Annotated in this window: 16 protein-coding genes; 8 read left to right on the top strand and 8 right to left on the bottom strand. The window is 71.9% G+C overall.

Features of this window, described 5'->3' with window-relative positions; translation table 11 throughout:
* The 3 genes from ACSC1Q_RS03915 to ACSC1Q_RS03905 are packed head-to-tail and all read right to left on the bottom strand — an operon-like array spanning nt 1 to nt 4,548.
* Nucleotides 1-951, bottom strand: a complete 951-nt coding sequence (locus ACSC1Q_RS03915; protein ID WP_436757260.1) for a hydroxymethylglutaryl-CoA lyase — start codon at nt 949-951, stop codon at nt 1-3.
* A gap of 25 nt (nt 952-976) precedes the next feature.
* The gene (locus ACSC1Q_RS03910; protein ID WP_436757259.1) at nt 977-2,944 is read right to left on the bottom strand and encodes an acetyl/propionyl/methylcrotonyl-CoA carboxylase subunit alpha; all 1,968 of its coding nucleotides are present in this window, start codon (nt 2,942-2,944) and stop codon (nt 977-979) included.
* 35 nt (nt 2,945-2,979) lie between these two features.
* Entirely contained in the window at nt 2,980-4,548 is a 1,569-nt protein-coding gene (locus ACSC1Q_RS03905; protein WP_436757258.1) for a carboxyl transferase domain-containing protein, read from the bottom strand.
* 129 nt (nt 4,549-4,677) lie between these two features.
* Between ACSC1Q_RS03905 and ACSC1Q_RS03900 the strand changes: the two genes are divergently transcribed.
* Nucleotides 4,678-5,286 carry an SACE_7040 family transcriptional regulator gene (locus ACSC1Q_RS03900; RefSeq protein ID WP_436757257.1) on the top strand — a complete coding sequence of 203 codons (609 nt, stop codon included), beginning with the start codon at nt 4,678-4,680 and terminating at the stop codon, nt 5,284-5,286.
* 6 nt (nt 5,287-5,292) lie between these two features.
* On the opposite strand, the gene ACSC1Q_RS03895 is transcribed toward ACSC1Q_RS03900, so the two are convergent.
* Nucleotides 5,293-6,159: a universal stress protein gene (locus tag ACSC1Q_RS03895; protein WP_436757256.1), complete on the bottom strand. Its 867-nt coding sequence runs from the start codon at nt 6,157-6,159 to the stop codon at nt 5,293-5,295.
* A 473-nt stretch (nt 6,160-6,632) separates the two neighbouring features.
* Nucleotides 6,633-7,175 (bottom strand): hypothetical protein, encoded by a 543-nt coding sequence (locus ACSC1Q_RS03890; RefSeq protein WP_436757255.1) that lies wholly within the window; start codon nt 7,173-7,175, stop codon nt 6,633-6,635.
* A gap of 596 nt (nt 7,176-7,771) precedes the next feature.
* Here ACSC1Q_RS03890 and ACSC1Q_RS03885 point away from each other — a divergent pair.
* Together ACSC1Q_RS03885 and ACSC1Q_RS03880 are read left to right on the top strand one after the other, a co-directional pair.
* On the top strand, nt 7,772-9,988 hold the full coding sequence (locus tag ACSC1Q_RS03885) for a thiamine pyrophosphate-dependent enzyme (protein ID WP_436757254.1): 2,217 nt from the start codon (nt 7,772-7,774) through the stop codon (nt 9,986-9,988).
* A gap of 141 nt (nt 9,989-10,129) precedes the next feature.
* Entirely contained in the window at nt 10,130-10,492 is a 363-nt protein-coding gene (locus ACSC1Q_RS03880) for a hypothetical protein (protein ID WP_436757253.1), read from the top strand.
* Between the two features lie 40 nt (nt 10,493-10,532).
* Here the strand turns inward: ACSC1Q_RS03880 and ACSC1Q_RS03875 are convergent, their stop codons facing one another.
* Genes ACSC1Q_RS03875 through ACSC1Q_RS03865 form a run of 3 tightly spaced genes read right to left on the bottom strand, consistent with a single transcriptional unit; the run spans nt 10,533 to nt 13,128 of the window.
* Entirely contained in the window at nt 10,533-11,678 is a 1,146-nt protein-coding gene (locus tag ACSC1Q_RS03875) for a magnesium and cobalt transport protein CorA (RefSeq protein ID WP_436757252.1), read from the bottom strand.
* 30 nt (nt 11,679-11,708) lie between these two features.
* Entirely contained in the window at nt 11,709-12,185 is a 477-nt protein-coding gene (locus tag ACSC1Q_RS03870; RefSeq protein ID WP_436757251.1) for a nuclear transport factor 2 family protein, read from the bottom strand.
* Nucleotides 12,186-12,201: 16 nt separating this feature from the next.
* Nucleotides 12,202-13,128, bottom strand: a complete 927-nt coding sequence (locus ACSC1Q_RS03865) for an amidohydrolase family protein (RefSeq protein ID WP_436757250.1) — start codon at nt 13,126-13,128, stop codon at nt 12,202-12,204.
* A gap of 74 nt (nt 13,129-13,202) precedes the next feature.
* Here ACSC1Q_RS03865 and ACSC1Q_RS03860 point away from each other — a divergent pair, with 74 nt between their 5' ends.
* The 5 genes from ACSC1Q_RS03860 to ACSC1Q_RS03840 form a co-directional block, all read left to right on the top strand.
* Nucleotides 13,203-13,916 carry a M50 family metallopeptidase gene (locus ACSC1Q_RS03860; protein ID WP_436757249.1) on the top strand — a complete coding sequence of 238 codons (714 nt, stop codon included), beginning with the start codon at nt 13,203-13,205 and terminating at the stop codon, nt 13,914-13,916.
* 521 nt (nt 13,917-14,437) lie between these two features.
* Nucleotides 14,438-15,139, top strand: a complete 702-nt coding sequence (locus ACSC1Q_RS03855) for a sensor histidine kinase (RefSeq protein WP_436757248.1) — start codon at nt 14,438-14,440, stop codon at nt 15,137-15,139.
* 148 nt (nt 15,140-15,287) lie between these two features.
* Complete coding sequence (lanKC, locus tag ACSC1Q_RS03850) at nt 15,288-17,867, top strand: class III lanthionine synthetase LanKC (protein WP_436757247.1); 2,580 nt, start codon at nt 15,288-15,290, stop codon at nt 17,865-17,867.
* Nucleotides 17,868-17,937: 70 nt separating this feature from the next.
* Nucleotides 17,938-18,072 (top strand): SapB/AmfS family lanthipeptide, encoded by a 135-nt coding sequence (locus ACSC1Q_RS03845; protein WP_436757246.1) that lies wholly within the window; start codon nt 17,938-17,940, stop codon nt 18,070-18,072.
* 49 nt (nt 18,073-18,121) lie between these two features.
* Nucleotides 18,122-18,242 (top strand): SapB/AmfS family lanthipeptide (locus ACSC1Q_RS03840; protein WP_436757863.1); only part of this gene is annotated, 121 nt, incomplete at its 3' end.

The following is an 18,242-nucleotide window of genomic DNA, read 5'->3' as shown; positions in this document are numbered from 1 at the left end:
TCACTCCTCGACGTTCGCTGCGGTGGTGCGGGACGGGTTCTCGCCCAGGGCCTGAACGACCCGCGACGGGCTGGGGCGGCCGAGCCTCGCGGCGAGCCAGGTGCTGGTCTCCACCAGCGAGGGGAGGTCCAGCCCGGTCTCGACGCCGAGGCCGTGCAGCATCCAGACCAGGTCCTCGGTGGCGAGGTTGCCGGTGGCGCTCTCGGCGTACGGGCAGCCGCCGATGCCGCCGGTGGAGGCGTCGACGACGGTCACCCCCTCACGCAGGGCGGTGAGGGTGTTGGCCAGGGCCTGGCCGTAGGTGTCGTGGAAGTGCACCGCGAGCCGGGCGGGGCCGCCGAAGGCCTCGATCAGCGCGGCGACGTGGCCGGGGGTGCCGACGCCGATGGTGTCGCCGAGCGACAGTTCGAAGCAGCCCAGGTCGAGGAGCCCGCGCCCGACGGAGACGACCTGGGCGACCGGCGTCGGGCCCTCCCACGGGTCGCCGAAGCACATCGAGACGTACGCCCTGACCTTCAGGCCGTGCGCCAGCGCCCGCGCGACGACCGGCTCGAACATCTCGAACTGCGATTCCAGCGTCCGGTTGAGGTTGCGGCCCGCGAAGGTCTCGGTGGCGCTGGCGAAGATCGCGATCTCCTCGACGCCGTGTTCGAGCGCGCGGTCGAGGCCGCGCTCGTTGGGGACGAGGACCGGGTAGCGCACCCCGGGCACCCGTTCCATCACCGTCAGCAGCTCCGCGGCGTCGGCGAGCTGGGGCACCCATTTAGGGTGCACGAAGCTGGTGGCCTCGATCACGCGGTGCCCCGCGGCGGCCAGCCGGGCGACGAACTCGGCCTTGACCTCGACGGGGACCACCGCGGCCTCGTTCTGCAGCCCGTCGCGCGGCCCGACCTCGTAGATCGTGACCCGTTCGGGCAGCCCCGCCGCCCGGACCCGCTGCGGCTCGCGCATCACGCCCTCCTCAACGGCTCGCGCGTCATGACGGCTCCTCCCCGAGGACCACGGCGAGCACGGCGTCCATCGCGACCGCCTGGCCGGCCCGGACCCGCAGCTCGGTGACGACCCCGCCGATCGGCGCGGTCACGGTGTGCTCCATCTTCATCGCCTCCACGATGAGCAGCGGCTGCCCCTCGGCGACCCGCTCCCCCTGGCTCGCCTTCACCACGAGGACGGTGCCCGGCATCGGGCTGCGGACCTGCCCGTCCCCCGGGCCGCCCGCGCCGGTACGGTCGCCGGGGTCGCCCAGGTGGCGGCGGGTGAGCGCCCAGGCGTCGCCGTCGCGGCCGAGCCAGACGGTGTCGCCGCCGTCGCCGTCCCTGGCGACGGCGTAGCGCCTCGCGGTCCCGCCGAGGGTGACGAGCACGTCGCCGCCCTCGTCGGCCAGCAGCGCCCGTACGGCGCCGGCCCCGGGCAGGCGGACCTCGGCCCCCGAGGCGGGCAGGCCGCGGACCCTGAGCTCGGAGACACCGTCGCGGGTCTCCAGCCGGTAGACGGTCCAGGCCGCCTCGCCCAGCCGCCAGCCGTCGGGGACGTCCCACGGATCGGCCGCCCCGGACGGGACGTGCTCGCGGTGCAGGACCAGGGCGGCGGCGGCCAGGACGTCGGCGGGAACACCCTCCTGGGAGACCAGCTCGCCGAGGTGACGCTCGACAAGGCCGGTGTCGAGGTCTCCGGCGACCACGGCCGGGTGGCCGATCAAGGCCCGCAGGAAGGCGATGTTGGTGGGCACCCCGAGCACCGCCGTGGCCGCGAGCGCGCCGCCGAGCCGCCGCAGGGCCGACGCCCGGTCGGGACCCCAGGCGATCACCTTCGACAGCATCGGGTCGTAGTCGCTGCCGACCACTCCCCCGGCCATCAGGCCGGAGTCGACCCGCACCCCCGGCGGCTCGCGCAGCGCGAGGACCCGGCCGCCGGTCGGCAGGAAGCCCCTGGAGGGGTCTTCGGCGTAGACGCGGGCCTCGACGGCGTGACCGTCGAGGCGCACCTCGTCCTGGGTGAGCGGGAGGGGCTCCCCGGCGGCGACCCTGAGCTGGAGCTCGACCAGGTCCAGGCCGGTGACCAGCTCGGTGACGGGGTGCTCGACCTGCAGGCGGGTGTTCATCTCCATGAAGTAGTAGTCGCCGGTCTCGCCCTGGACGATGAACTCGACCGTCCCGGCGCCGGTGTAGCCGACGGACCTGGCGGCCTCGACCGCGGCCGCGCCCATCGCGGCCCTGGCCTCGGCGTCGAGCAGCGGGGACGGCGCCTCCTCGACGATCTTCTGGTGCCGGCGCTGGAGGCTGCACTCGCGCTCGCCCAGGTGGATGACGCCGCCGTACGCGTCGGCCATCACCTGGATCTCGATGTGCCGGGGGTTCTCCACGAACCGCTCGATCAGCAGGGTCGCGTCGCCGAACGCGGCGGCGGCCGTGCGCCGGGCGGAGGCCAGTGCCTCGGGCAGCTCCGCCTCGGAGCGCACGAGCACCATGCCCTTGCCACCGCCGCCCGCCGAGGGCTTGATCAGCGCGGGGAAGCCGACCCGTACGGCCGCCTCGGCCAGGTCGTCGCCGGGCTCGGCGCCGCCGGGGACGACGGGGACGCCGGCCGCGGAGACGGTGGCCTTGGCGCGGATCTTGTCGCCCATCGCCTCCACGGCCTCCGGCGGCGGGCCGACGAAGACGAGCCCGGCCTCCGCGCAGCGCCGGGCGAAGGCCGCGTTCTCGGCGAGGAAGCCGTATCCGGGGTGCACCGCCTGGGCGCCGGTCGCCTCGGCGGCGGCGAGGATGCCGTCGGCGTCGAGGTAGCCGCCGGGGAGCCGCACCGCGACGTCGGCCTCGCGGACGTGCCGCGCCCCGGCGTCGGCGTCGCTGTGGACGGCGACGGAGCGGATGCCCAGCCTCCTGAGGGTGCGGGTGATCCGCAGGGCGATCTCGCCGCGGTTGGCGACGAGGACGGTGTCGAACATCCGACGGGGTGGCGGTGAGAGGGTCATGGGTGCGGTCACATCCGGAAGACGCCGTAGCCGACGGGTTCGAGGGGGGCGTTGGCCGAGGCGGACAGGGCCAGGCCCAGGACGGTGCGGGTGTCGAGGGGGTCGATGACCCCGTCGTCCCAGAGGCGGGCGGTGGAGTAGTAGGGGTTGCCCTGCTCCTCGTACTGCGCGCGGATGGCGTCGGGGTCGGCGTCGCCCACCGTGGACAGGACGTTGGCGGCCTGCTCGCCGCCCATCACCGAGATGCGCGCTCCCGGCCACATCCACAGGAACCGGGGCGAGTAGGCGCGCCCGGCCATCGCGTAGTTGCCCGCCCCGAACGAGCCGCCGACGACCACGGTGAACTTGGGCACCCGGGCGCAGGCGACGGCGGTGACCATCTTCGCGCCGTGCTTGGCGATGCCGCCCGCCTCGTACGCCCTGCCGACCATGAAGCCGCTGATGTTCTGCAGGAACACCAGCGGGATGTCGCGCCGGTCGCACAGCTCGATGAAGTGGGCGCCCTTGAGGGCCGACTCGCCGAACAGGATGCCGTTGTTGGCGACGATCCCGACGGGGTGGCCGTGGAGGTGGGCGAACCCGGTGACGAGCGTGGCGCCGTACTCGGCCTTGAACTCGCCGAACCTGCTGCCGTCGACGATCCTGGCGATGAGCTCGCGGACGTCGTACGGCGTGCGGGTGTCGGCGGGGACGATGCCGTACAGGTCGCGGGGGTCGTGCGCGGGCTCCTCGGAGGGCACGCGCTCCCAGGGGGAGGGCGTGCGCGGCGCGAGGGTGGAGACGATGTCGCGGACGATCCGCAGCGCGTGGCGGTCGTCGTCGGCGAGGTGGTCGGTGACGCCGCTGACACGGGCGTGCAGGTCGCCGCCGCCCAGCTCCTCGGCGCTCACCTCCTCGCCGGTGGCGGCCTTCACCAGCGGCGGGCCGCCGAGGAAGATCGTGCCCTGGTTGCGGACGATCACCGCCTCGTCGCTCATCGCCGGGACGTACGCGCCGCCCGCCGTGCAGGAGCCGAGGACCGCGGCGATCTGCGGGATGCCGCGCGCCGACATGGTCGCCTGGTTGTAGAAGATCCGGCCGAAGTGCTCGCGGTCGGGGAAGACCTCGTCCTGCCTGGGCAGGAACGCGCCCCCCGAGTCGACGAGGTAGACGCACGGCAGGTTGTTGTGGAGGGCGACCTCCTGGGCCCGCAGGTGCTTCTTGACGGTGATCGGGTAGTAGGTGCCGCCCTTGACGGTGGCGTCGTTGGCGACGACCACGCACTCGCGCCCCGAGACGCGGCCCACCCCGGTGATGATCCCGGCGGCGGGGGCGGCGTCGCCGTACATCCCGTTGGCGGCCAGCTGGGAGAGCTCCAGGAAGCGCGAGCCCGGGTCGAGGAGGGAGTCGACGCGGTCGCGGGGCAGCAGCTTGCCCCGGGAGACGTGCCGGGCCCGCGACCTCTCCGGGCCGCCCAGGCCCGCCACGGCGACGCGCTCACCGAGATCGGCGACGAGGCGCTCGTTGACCTCGGCGTTGCGCTTGAAACCCTCGCCCCCCGGGTCGCAGGCGCTGCGCAGCACCGGCCAGCCACTCATCCGAGCCTCCCCGTCCGGCCTGCCCGGCCTGTCTGATCCGCGCCTGTCTGATCCGTCCGGCTTCGCCGCTGGGTCACCGGTCGTCAACTCCACCGCAGATGTTAGTCATTATTAACGTTACCGTCTACCATGCGAGGGGTGACGACTGTTCAGCCTTCCGCACGCAACCGCGGCTCACGACGCGTGGAGATCCTGGACGCCGCGGCGGAGCTGTTCGCCGCGCGCGGCTTCCACGGCGTCTCGATCGAGGACATCGGCAGCGCGGTCGGCACCTCGGGCCCGGCCCTCTACCGGCACTTCAGCGGCAAGGAGGCCCTGCTCGCGGAGATGCTGCTGGACGTCAGCGAGCGCCTGCACACCTCGGGCGCGCGCCGCGTGACCGAGGCCGCCGACGCCGAACAGGCACTGGACGCCCTGCTCGGCTGCCAGATCGAGTTCGCGCTCGGCCATCCGGCGCTGATCACCGTGCACGACAGGGAGCTGGGCAACGTCCCCGAGCCCGCCCGGCGGCGGATCCGCCGGCTCCAGCGGCTGTACGTCGAGGAGTGGGTCACCGTGCTGAGCGAGCTCTACCCGGGACGCCCGCAGGCCGGGCTGCGCGCCGCGACCCACGCCGTCTTCGGGCTGCTCAACTCCACCCCGCACAGCGCGGGCGAGCTGCCGCCCGCGGCGATGGCCGAGCTGCTGCGCGGCATGGCCCGTGCGGCGCTGGCCGCCACCCAGGGCACCCAAGGTTAAGGATCGCTAACTCCTGACGAGGCGCTTCCGCCGCGGGGACGAGTGCCACGCCTGCGAGGGGGTCACCACGACCGTGCACGGCGCCTCGCGCAGCATCACCTGGCAGACCGGGCCGATGGCGGGATCCATCGGGTCGTCGCGCTCCCGGTCGGCGACCACCAGCAGGTCGGACCGGCCGGCCGCGTGGCGCAGCACCTCGACGTGCGGCCGCGTCTCGACCAGGCTCTCCACCTCGACCGCGGGATACTTCTCCTCCCACACCGCGACGTCGGTGTTGAAGCGGACGGCCGCCTGCCTGATGTCGCGGGTGTTCTCGGGACAGAGGCAGATGACCAGCAGCTCCGACCTGCGCAGCATCGCCTCCTCGAAGGCGATGCCCAGCTCCGCCGAGTCGGGGCCCGCGTTCTCCGCCGCGATCGCCACCCGGCCGGCGCGCGGGTGGCCGGATCGCCTGACGACGGCCACCGGGCAGCGGGCGTGCGCGGCGACCTCGACGGTCGAGCCGATCCGCAGCTCGTCGGGACCGCCCGCGCCGCGCGGGCCGATCGCGATCAGCTCCGCGGCGCCCGACAGGCCCACCAGGGCCGCGGCCGGGGTCCCCTCCACCAGCTGCCCGCGCACCGGCACCCTGGGCGCCAGTTCGCGCGCCGCCGTCAGCCCGTTGTCGAGGACGCGCCTGCCCATGCGGCGTACGACCTCGGTGGTCTCGGGGGCGAGGGAGAGCCTGGGGTAGGGCCACTGCCAGGCGTGGCAGACGAGCAGCGGGAGAAATCTCAGGCGGGCCTCCTCGACGGCCCACCGCAGGGCCAGCCGGCTCTCCGCCGAGCCGTCGTATCCGACGACCACCGGCCGCCCGTCGTCCTGTACCGGCATCACGGCTCCTCTCCCCGTTCCCCGTCACTCCTTTCCATCCTTCTCCGATCCGCCCGCCGGGAAGGGTGCGCAATTACAAGACTCTTCGTGTTTTGCGGCTCGTCTCGGCAAAGGCCCGTATCGGCGAGGACGCCTGCTCCCGCCCGGGGGCGGCGGGAGGGCGCTCATGACAGGCCGGGGCCGGAACCCGGGCCGCACGGGCCGCCGGAGCGGCACGGCGGCCGGTCACCGGCACCGGTCGTGTCGCCGGCACGGTCACCGGCGGGTCGTCGGTACGGGGCGATCACGGGCATGGATCGCCGGTCACCGGCACGAGCCGGTCACGGACACGAGCCACTCATGGGTGCAAGCCTTTCATGGGTGCAAGCCCCTCATGGGCGCGAACCGCTCATGGGCGCGAGCCGCCCACAGGCATGAGCCGCCCACAGGCACGAGCCGCCCACAGGCACGAGCCGGTCACAGGCACGAGCCGGTCACAGACAGGAGCCTGCCACCGTCACGACGCCGGCCGGCGTGCAGAGCGTGCTCGCCCAGGCGGCGACGGCCGACGTGACCGCGAGCGGGGTGCCCGGCGCGGCGAAGATCACCGGCGTCGGCACGACCGGGGCGACGGCCACTGGCGGCACGACCTCGGGCGGCACGGTCACGGGCGGCACGACGTCGGACGGCGGAGTGGTGCCGGGCGGCGGGACGGCTCCGGGCGGGGTGGTACCGGGCGGGGTGGTACCCGGCGGGACGGTGCCCGGCGGGACGCCATCGGACGGCGGGGTGGTACCGGGCGGGGTGGCGCCGGGCGGGACGCCGTCGGACGGCGGGGTGGTACCGGGCGGGGTGGCGCCGGGCGGGACGCCGTCGGACGGCGGAGGGGTACCGGGCGAGACGGTGCCAGGCGGGACGGCGCCCGGCGGCACCGAGCCGTCGAGCGGCGGCGGGGTCCCGGGCACCGCGGCCGCCGGAGCGGTCCCTGGCACCGGAGGCGGGGGCGGCGTCGCGGCCGAGGGTGACAGCGCGGACATCGGTGCGGCCCCCGGCACCGGTGCGCCTCCGGGCGCCGATGCGCCCCAGGTGGCCGGTGCGGCGGGGGCCGGTATCCCGGGTACCGGCGTGTCACCGGAAAGCGCCGGGACGGATGACGCCGTATCCGGAAACGACACGGCGGCGTGGGCCGTGGCCGGCAGCATGACGGCCGCCCCCACCGCCCCGGTGAGAATCAGTTTTCCAAGCATGTGCGCCTCCACTGATGTGACCGATGTGACTGGTGTGATGGACGTGAACTCCGAAGATGCTGGCAGCCGCAGTATCCGCCGATGGCAAAGACGTCCTCTTCGGGAAGTCAGCGGGAGGAACGGCTTGTGGCAACAGGGAAGCGAGATGCCCGGGGATCGCAACACAGGACCCGGAAACGAATACGCTCCGACCATTCGAGGCTTCCGCCCCTTCTGCTGGTCAGCCCCGGCGCGGGGGTTCCGGTTCATTCATCGGGCAGACCGGCGAAAACAGCCCTGACAAGCCGTCATGAACAATGGTTAAACGCGATCGGCCCGCGAACCCGTACACATCAAAGATGTCAAGGTTGAGGACGGCGTCCGCCCACGGGGGACATAATCGGGCTGTGGCGCGCGACACTGTTGAGACCCATTTCACCGAGGCCGTGACCGCCCTTTCCCCGGGGGCGCCGCGCGATCCCGGCCTGCCCGTGCGGGAGGGCACGACCCTGACGGGCGCCCGCTGCAGCGAGCTGTTCGAGTTCCAGCTCGGCAGCAGGCTGCTGGACGTCACCGCCCGCTGGCTGCGCGAGCAGGGCGAGGGCTTCTACACCATCGGCTCGGCCGGGCACGAGGGCAACGCCGCGGTCGCCGCCGCGCTGCGCGCCACCGACCCCGCCCTCCTGCACTACCGGTCCGGCGCCTTCTACCTGACCCGGTCGGCGATGGCGGGACGGCTGCCCGAGGAGGGGCTGCGCGACGTGCTGCTCGGCCTGACCGCCTCGGTCGAGGAGCCGATGGCGGGCGGGCGGCACAAGGTCTTCGGCCACCCCGACCTGGCGGTGATCCCGCAGACCTCCACGATCTCCAGCCACCTGCCCCGCGCGGTGGGCGTGGCCTTCGCGATCGAGCGCGCCCGCCAGCTCGGCCTGCCGGGGCCGTGGCCCGCCGACGCGATCGCGACGTGCAGCTTCGGCGACGCCTCGATGAACCACGCCAGCGCCCTGTCGGGCCTCAACACGGCCGCCTACGGCTCGTACCAGAAGCTGCCGCTGCCGATCCTGTTCGTCTGCGAGGACAACGGGCTGGGCATCAGCGTGCGCACCCCCGACGGCTGGGTCAGCGCGGCCCGCCACCCCCTGATGAGGTATTTCGAGGCCGACGGCTGCGATCTCGCCGACGTCCACGACGTGGCGCTGGCCGCCGCCGACCACGTCCGCGAGCACCGCGCCCCCGCCCTGCTGCGCCTCGGCACCGTCCGGCTGATGGGCCACGCGGGCTCGGACGTGGAGCTGTCCTACCGGACCAAGCGGGAGATCGACGCCGACCTGGCGCGCGACCCGCTCGTGGCGACCGCCAGGCTGCTCGTCGAGGCCGGCCTCACCACCCCCGACGAGCTGCTGCTCCGGTACGAGACGACGCGCGAGCACCTGCTGAAGATGGCGATGGAGAGCTCCCGGCGGCCACGGCTGGTCTCCGCCTTCGACATCGTGGAGCCGCTGGCCCCGCGCACCCCCGCCGCCGTCGCCGCCGCCAGCGCCCGGGTAGCGACGCCGGACGTCAGGGCGAGGGCCTTCGCCGGCAGGCTCCCGGAGCAGGAGGGCCCGCTCACCTTCTCCCAGTCCGTCAACCGCACCCTCGCCGACTCCCTCGCCGCCCACCCCGACACGCTGGTCTTCGGCGAGGACGTGGCCCGCAAGGGCGGCGTCTACGGCATCACGCGCGGCCTGCAGAAACGCTTCGGCCCCGGCCGGGTGTTCGACACCCACCTGGACGAGCAGTCCGTGCTCGGCCTCGCGCTCGGTTCCGGGGTCTCCGGCCTGCTGCCGGTGCCCGAGATCCAGTATCTGGCGTACCTGCACAACGCCCTGGACCAGATCCGGGGCGAGGCCGCGACGCTCCAGTTCTTCTCCCAGGGGGCCTTCCGCAACCCGATGGTGGTGCGCGTCGCCTCCTACGCCTACCAGAAGGGCTTCGGCGGCCACTTCCACAACGACAACTCCGTCGCCGCGCTGCGCGACATCCCGGGCCTGCTCGTGGCCTCCCCAGCCCGGCCCGACGACGCCGTCTCGATGCTGCGCACCTGCCTCGCCGCCGCCCGCGTCGACGGCAGCGTCTGCGTCTTCCTCGAACCCATCGCCCTGTACAACACCCGCGACATGTTCGAGGAGGGCGACAACGGCTGGCTCGCCCCGTACGCCCCCCCGGCCCGATGGGCGGAGACGCACATCCCGATCGGGCGGGCCCGCAGTTACGGCGACGGCCGAGACCTGACCATCGTGACCTTCGGCAACGGCCTGCGGATGAGCCTGCGCGCCGCGGTGCGGCTCACCGCCGAGGGGCACGGCTGCCGGGTCCTGGACCTGCGCTGGCTCTCCCCCCTCCCGGTGGAGGATCTGATGCGGGCCGCCGAGCTGACCGGCAAGGTGCTGATCGCCGACGAGACCCGCCGCACCGGGGGTGTCTCGGAGAGCATCGTCGCCGAGCTGCTCGACGCGGGTTTCACCGGCAGGATCGCCCGGGTGACCTCCTCCGACAGCTTCATCCCGCTGGGCGAGGCGGCCAGGCACGTGCTGCTGTCGGAGGCCGAGATCGAGGCGGCCGCCCGCAAGCTGCTCGGCTGACCCGCCCCTCGGTCCGGAATCCCGGAATCGGTCTCACCTCTCCATCGGAACGTGTTCGATTGGTCGCACGCCGTCACGGGCCGTGGCCCCGGCCTGCCGGTGGCCCAACCCTCCATTCCCCCGAGCAGCAGGAGGTAGCCCATGCCCGGCGTGGCGTTCAAGAGCACCGTTCAGCGCGTGGTGGACCTGGAGGCCTGGGCCTTCGGGACCGGCGAGGACCTGGCGGACATCAAGGAGACCCTGAACGATCTCCCCAAGATCATCCGCGAGGAGGTCATGACCCGCACCGCGCCGATGTTCGAAGAGATCATGAACAGGATGGCCACCAAGGAGGACCTCCCCGCCCTCTCCGTCAAGGTGGACGGCCCGGAGACCAAGGTGGACGACCTTGACGCCAAGGTCGACGGCCTTGAGGTGAAGACGGACACCCGGATGGACTCCTTCGAAGGGCGGATGGACTCCATGGAAGGCAAGCTGGATCTGATTCCGGCCAAGCTCGGCTGATCCTCGTCGGTGGCCCCGGGCCGGTGGTCCGGGGCCCGCGTCAGAGCCAGTCGCGGCGTTTGAACACCAGATAGAGGGTGAGGCAGACGCCCGCCATGAGCAGGACGGCGAAGGGGTAGCCCCACCGCCAGTGGATCTCGGGCATCACGTCGAAGTTCATGCCGTAGATGGTGCCGACGAGGGTGGGGGCGAACAGGATCGCGGCCCAGGCGGAGATCCGCTTGACCTCCTCGTTCTGGGCGTTGCTCGCCTCGGTGAGGTTGGTCATGTGCTCGTTCTGGGCCTGGGCGACCATGGTCGAGTTGACCACGAGGATGTCGTGGAGCATCTGGCGGAAGCCGCTCACCCGCTCGGCGACGGTGATCGCGTGGTCGGCCACGTCCCGCAGGTATCTCTGCAGCTCCTGGTCCACCCCGTACTTGGCGGCCCCCGCGATGAAGCCCTCGATCATGCCGAGGAGCGGCTGGGTGGCCCGCTGGAACTCGATCACCTCGCGCGACAGCTCGTAGATGCGGCGGGAGACGCCCGGCTCGTTGCCGAAGACCTGGACCTCGATCTCGTCGATGTCGTTCTGCAGCCCGGCGACCACGGGGGCGTAGCCGTCCACGACCGCGTCGAGGATGGCGTAGAGCACCGCCTGCGGGCCCTGGCCGAGCAGTTCGGGGTCGTGCTGCATGCGGCGGCGGACCTGGGACAGGTCGGGCGCCTCGCTGTGCCGTACGGTGATCACGAAGTTCGGGCCGACGAAGACGTGCAGCTCGCCGAAGTCGACCTCCTCGGCCTCGTCGAGATAGCGGGCCGGGCGGAGGACCACGAACAGGGTGTCGCCGTAGCGGTCGGCCTTGGGCCGCTGGTGGGCGACGATGGCGTCCTCGACCGCGAGCTCGTGCAGGTCGAACTCCTCGGCGACGTTGAGGATGACGCCGTCCTCTGGCCGGTAGAAGCCGATCCAGGCCATGCTGTCGGGAGTGTTCTTCAGCCGTTCGAAGGCCTCGGGCAGCGACTCCGGGGTGGCGGCGCGATGGCCGTTGACGTAGATCGCGTTGTCGATGACGCGCGAGCGGGGCGGGACCGGCCGCCCGTCACCGGCGTATCTGGGGTCCATCGACCGCTCGGGAGACTCCCTGCCGGTGCCGGGACGCCCGCGCACCAGGCTCCGCAGGCCCCGCATCCGCCGGTCGGTCACACGTCTCTCCTCATCGGGCGCTCATGGACTTCATCGGGCGCTCATGAACTCCTGCAGCGACCGCATCGCGGTGGTACGGATCCTCGCCCTCAGCATCGGGGTCCAGCCGAGGACGATGCCGACCGGCCGGCCCATCGCCATCTTGGACCAGCGCCTGAGGTCGAAGTCGTCGTGGTGGCGGACGATCAGGCCGTCCTCGAAACGGAAGAGGGCGTCGATCTCGTTGACGACCTTCCTGCCCGTCTTGCCGAAGGTGTAACGGGCGGTCCAGTGCGCCGTGCCCTCGTGCGGGCGGGCGGTGACGTCGCGGACGGTCACGGTGAGGTCGGCGCTGCGGCCGAGCAGCATCCGCCACATGCCCATCACCCGGTCGCGCCCTTCGAGGTCCTGGAAGACGGGGTCACCGAAGGTGACGTCGGGGTGGTAGCAGAGCTCCATCGCGTCGGCGTCGCGGCGCGCGAAGGCGTCGTAGAACGTCTTGATGAGCTCGGCGTTCCGATCGTTCACGAGTTTCTCCCGGTCATCAATGTCCTGCGGACCGAGTGTAGTGCGCGGACAGGTCGAGGAGATTGTCCGCGTTGTGCCAGCACACCGCGCGGAGCCACTCGTCGCCGAGGCCGAGCCGGTCGAGCGCGTGGAGCTGGTGGGCGTACGGGTGCGGGATGTTCGGGAAGTCGCTGCCGAGCAGGACCTTTCCGGCCAGGCCGAGGTCGCGCAGGCGCGGCAGGAGCCGCGCCGGGAACGGCATGCCGCGCTCGGCGAAGTCGGTGAAGGTCATCGTGGTGTCGAGCCGTACGTTCGGGAAGGTCTCGGCCATCTCGAAGAACGCGTCGTACTCCGGCATGCCGAGGTGCGCGACGATCACCGGCAGGGCCGGGTGGCGGTCCAGCACCCCGCCGATCGGCCCCGGCCCCGTGTGGCGGCCGGGCAGCGGGATCGAGCTGGCGTGCACGACGACGGGCACGCCCCGCTCGGCAAGCAGCCCCCACACGTCGTCGATCTCCTTGAACCGGGGGTCGAAGTCGCCGACCTGGAGGTGGACCTTGAAGATCCGCGCCCCTCGGCCGAGCGCGTCCCGGACGTAGCCGAGGGCTCCAGGTTCGGGGTAGAAGGTGGCCGAGGGAAGACATCCCGGGGTACGGGCGGCGAAGTCGAGCGTCCATTCGTTGAGGCTCCCGGCCATGCCCGGCCGGTGCGCGTAGGCCAGCGCGGGGAAGACCTTCACGCCGAGTGCCCGCAGCCTGGCGATCCGCTCCTCCGGGGGCGACCGGTAGTGGATCGGCCACCCTTTCCCCATCAGGGGGCTGCCGTGCTCGAAATGGTGCCAGACTCGGCGTTCCATCCGCTCTGGCAGGAAGTGGACGTGCACGTCCGCCAGACCGGGCAGGCCCAGCCCTCGCCACCAGGCGGGGACGCCCGCGTCCGCGAGTTCCGGAATCCTGTTCGGCACGGTTTCGACTTTATCGCCAGCACACCGGCAGTCGTGGGACGCTTTGCTCTCACACCGCGAAGGAGAAACGAGCGTTGTCCGACCTCTGGGTGACCCTGACCACGACCCGTTCCGGGCCGCCCCTGTGGGTCGTGCTGCTGTCCGCCCTGGTCGCGCTGGGCGTGGTGTCGTGGTCCACCTCGTGGCAGCTGTCGCGGGGGCTGATCACCATCGCCCACGAGGGCGGGCACGCGCTGGTGGCGCTGCTCACCCGGCGCAAGCTGGAGGGCATCCGACTGCACTCCGACACCTCCGGCGTGACCCTGACCAGGGGAAAGCCTCGCGGGTTCGGCATGATCCTGACCGCCGCCGCCGGATACGTCACCCCGTCCCTGCTGGGGCTGGGCGGGGCGTGGCTGACCGCCTCCGGCTACGTGGCGGTGCTGATCACGCTCGTGATCGGGCTGCTGTTCTGCATGCTGCTGATGATCCGCAACCTGTTCGGCGTGGTGAGCCTGCTCGCCACCGGGGGCGCCATCTTCGCCTTCACCTGGTACGCGGCGCCCGACATGGACGCCGTCCTGGCCTACCTGGCCGTGTGGTTCCTGCTGCTGGGAGGCGTACGGCCGATCGTGGAGCTCCAGCGCAAGCGGCGCCGCCACCAGGCGCCCGACTCCGACGCCGACCAGCTCGCCAGGCTCACCTTCCTGCCCGGCGGGTTCTGGGTGTTCCTGTTCCTGGTGGTGGCGGGCGCGTGCCTGGTGGCCGGGGCCTACCTGCTGCTGCCCTCGGCGCTCAGGCTCATCTGAGGCCCGGGCTTACCTGAGGCCCGTTCGGAGCTCGGCCTTGTTCGAGGCTCGGGCCCGTCGGAAACCCCGGCTTGCCGGAAACTCGGGCTTGTCGGGGACTCGGGCCTGCCGAGAACTCAAGCCTGTCGAGAACCCAGGCCTGCCGAGAACTCGGGCCTGCCGGGAAAGGCTCCGGCTGAAAGGCCCCGGCCGATTCGCCGCCCGCCGGCTCTCGCGCCGGAGGCGCCGAAGAGGCCGGATAAGCCGTTATCACACCGCCATCACGTCGTCATCACACCGCCACCGCACCGCCGTCGCGTCAGGTCCCGCGACCGCCGCCACCACCGGCCAGAGACCCCGCAACAAAACGGTCACGATTCACGGCAACAGTATTAGACGCGCCAATCACGATATTTCGTGCTGACTTTGCGGCACCCCTTGACCTTCCGCATCAGGCCACGAAGCCGCGCCTCTTTATTGACATATAACGACTTTTTTGAGTCTATTATTGAGAATATCATTTCTCCTGCGAGAGGCGTTCCATGTACCACCCCGCTTACCTCGCAGGAGCGGCCGGGGCGGGTGTCCTGCTGGCCTCGCTGGGCGTGACGCTCGTGCTCGTCCTGCGGCTCAGGCGGCTTCGCGCCGAGCGGGAGAAGGCGCTCACCAGGGCGTACGAGGGGTTCGCCCGCGACATGCACGACATCGTGGGGCACTGGCTCTGGCTCGCGTCCATCAGGGGAGAGCTCGCCCACCGGAGGGCGAACGGCGACGCGCGCCTGCGCGAGGACCTGGAAGAGGTGCTGCGGGCGGTGCGGCAGGCCGCGCACGCCGTGCGGAACGTGTCGGAGGCCCGCCGCCGGCTGTCGTTCCCCGGCGAGGCCGCGCGGGCCAGGGCCCTGATGGAGGGCTTCGGGGCCTACTGCTCGGTCCGGGTGGACGTGGACGAGCTTCCCGAGGCCGTGAGCGCCACACTGGGCGCCGTGGTCCGCGAGGGCGTGACGAACATGCTGCGGCACAGCCAGGTGAAGCGGTGCGCGATCGAGTTGGTCGAGCACGACGGCCGGCTGCGCCTCACCGTCGTCAACGACGGAGCCCCCCGGCGGGAGACCCCCTCCACCGGCAGCGGAGTGGACAACCTGGACCACCGGGCAGGTGAGCTGGGTGGCACGGTTTGGGTGGTCGGCGGTACGGATGGGTGGTTCACCCTGATCGCCGAGGTTCCTGATAATTTTTCCGAATAACCTTCATGTCCGGCACGAAAGCGCAGGTAACGCACACCGTCACGGTTGGCGTTGTGAGTTTCGCATATACGAGTGGTTCAGTTTGTAACTAGTGGTTTCTCGGGTTATCCGTAATTCTCTCTTATGGAAGACAGCAGGGGAGAATGCCGTGGATGACCAGTATGAGCTTTATTGCCTGGCGGACCCGCTTTTTTATGACACGCTTGACGGCCGCCGGGGAGATCACCCCGATTTCGCGCTCGCTGCCCGGGATGTCCCGGAGAGCTGGCAGCACCAGGCGACCGACACCTGGATGCACTACGCGCCGCTCGCCGGCCGCACCCCCGCCCAGGGCTGGAAGATCCACGTCTCGGCCCGCGCCGAGGACGCCGACCGCGCCATAGAGGCGGTCTGGGACTACTGCGTCCCCCGCGACATCGCGTTCAAGTTCCTGCGCAGCCTGCCGGTCATGACCATGCTGAACTCCAAGGCCGCCCCCCGTGGCGCCAGCGGGAAGCTCGTGACGATCTACCCGGTGGACGAGGCGCAGCTGGAGCTCACGCTCAAGGAGCTCGACGAGCTGCTCAGGGGCGTCGAGGGCCCGTACATCCTCAGCGACCTCCGCTACGGCCAGGGCCCGCTCTTCGTGCGGTACGGCGGCTTCGCCGGGCGGCGCTGCCTGGCCGACAACGGCGAGCTGGTGCTGGCCATCGAGGACGGAGAGGGGCGGCTCGTCCCCGACGTGCGGGAGCCCGCGTTCGGCGTGCCGTCCTGGGTGACGCTGCCCGCCTTCCTCGAATCCCACGTGGCCGCCCGCAACGCGGTCACCACCGAGGGCCTGCCGTACCGGGTCGAGAGCGTCATGCAGTTCTCCAACGGCGGCGGCGTCTATCTGGGTGAGGACCTGCGCACCGGGGAGCGGGTCGTGCTGAAGGAGGCCCGCCCGCACGCCGGCCTGGACGCCGCCGGCCGGGACGCGGTGGCGCGGCTGGCGCATGAGCGCGACATGCTGGAGCGCCTGGCCGGGCTGGACGCGGTGCCCGCGCTGATCGACTACTTCACGCTGGGCGGGCACCACTTCCTGGTCGAGGAGTTCGTCGACGGCAACCCGCTCCAGCGGCAGCTCGTGCACAGGTACCCGCTGACCAGGGCGACCTGCGACGACGAGGCCCTCGCCGAGTACACCGCCTGGGTGCTCGACACGCTCCCCAAGGTGCGCCGGGCGGTGGAGTCCCTGCACGAGCGCGGGGTGGTCTTCGGCGACCTGCACCCGAACAACATCCTCGTGACCGAGGACGGCCGCCTGGCACTGATCGACTACGAGGTGGCGACCCTCACCGAGGACCGGGGCCGCGCGGCGCTCGCCCACCCGGCGTTCGGCGCGCCGGCCGACCGGCAGGGTGTCGACGTCGACCTGTACGCCCTCGCCTGCCTCTGCCTCGGGCTGTTCGCCCCCCAGCTCACGATCATGCTGCCGCTCGACCGCGCCAAGGTGACCGACCTGGCCAGGCTGATCGGCGAGACCTTCCCCGTGCCGCGCGAGGTGCTCGACGAGGCGGTCCTGACCGTCACGGGTCCCGAACCCAAGGCGGCCACCCCGTACCCGAAGCCGGGGCTCGACGACTGGCCCCGGCTCAGGGAGGCGATGACCAGGGCCATCCTGGCGAGCGCCACCCCCGAGCGCGAGGACCGGCTCTTCCCCGGCGACGTCGCCCAGTTCCAGCCCGGCGGGGGCGTCAACCTCGCGTACGGCGCGGCGGGCGTGCTCTACGCGCTGGCCGCGACCGGGGCCGAGCGCCGCCCCGAGTACGAGGACTGGCTGCGCGCGAAGGCGCTCGCCCCCGACCCGGGGACGGGGATCGGGTTCTACGACGGCCTGCACGGCGTGGCCTACGTCCTCGACCTGCTCGGGCACCGCCAGGACGCGATCGACACCGCCGACCTGTGCCTGCGCCAGGAGTGGGAATCGCAGGAGCTCGGGCTGTTCGGCGGCCTGGCCGGCATGGGCCTGAACCTCCTCCACCTTGGCGGGACCACCGGCGAGCGGACCTTCACCGAGGTGGCACTGCAGATCACCGGCATCTGCTCCGACAGGCTGGGCGGACCCGACGACGTACCGGAGGTCAGCGGCGGCAGCCACCCCCGCGCCGGGCTGATGTACGGCTCCTCCGGGCCCGCTCTCCTCTTCCTGCACGCCTACGAGCGCACCGGCGACGCGTCGATGCTCGACAGGGCGGCCGTGGCGCTCCGGCAGGACCTGCGGCGCTGCGTCACCGGCGAGGACGGGACCCTCCAGGTCGACCAGGGCTGGCGCACGCTGCCCTACCTGGACGAGGGGTCGGTGGGCATCGGCCTGGTCCTCGCCCGCTACCTGGCCCACCGCGAGGACGAGGACTTCCGCGCCGCGCTCGACGGCTGCCGGCGCGTCACCCGGGGGCGCTACTTCGTGCAGTCCGGCCTGTTCACCGGCCGGAGCGGCATGATCGGCGGCCTCGGCTGGGGCCTGGGACCCGAGCAACGGGCCGACCACACAGGCCACACAGACCTGGCCGAGCAGCTCCGCGGGCTGGACTGGCACGCGCTGCCCCACGGCGGCGGGCTGGCCTTCCCCGGCAACCAGCTGCTCAGGCTTTCGATGGACTTCGCGACCGGTACGGCCGGAGTCCTGTTCGCGATGAGCGCCGTGCTGCACGACCGGCCGGTGTTCCTCCCCTTCATCGAGCCGCCCGGCGGCACGAACGCCCCGTAAGGGGTGTCCGCGCACGGATCCGCCGGGCGGTTTGGCCCCCGTCACGACACACAGAAGGAGGTGTAACGACATGGTTCTTCTCGACCTGCAGTCCCTGGAGGCCCCCACCGGTGGTCACGGCGGTGGCGGTGGTGGCAGCACCCTCACGGTGCTCGGCTGCCAGTCCGCCAAGCCCAGCAACCTGAGCGTCGTCCTCTGCCACTAGGCAACCCGGTTTCTCCGATATCGGTTCCCAAAAGAAGTGAGGCAATCCCATGGTCCTTCTCGACCTGCAGTCCCTGGAGACCCCCACCGGCGGTGGCGGCGGTGGCGGCGGCGGTAGCACCCTCACGGTGCTCGGCTGCCAGTCCGCCAAGCCCAGCAACCTGAGCGTCG

It is taken from the genome of Streptosporangium heterodermiicola (assembly GCF_051390675.1).
In the GTDB taxonomy this organism is placed as follows: Bacteria; Actinomycetota; Actinomycetes; order Streptosporangiales; family Streptosporangiaceae; genus Streptosporangium.
This window is presented reverse-complemented; position numbering and strand designations above follow the sequence as displayed.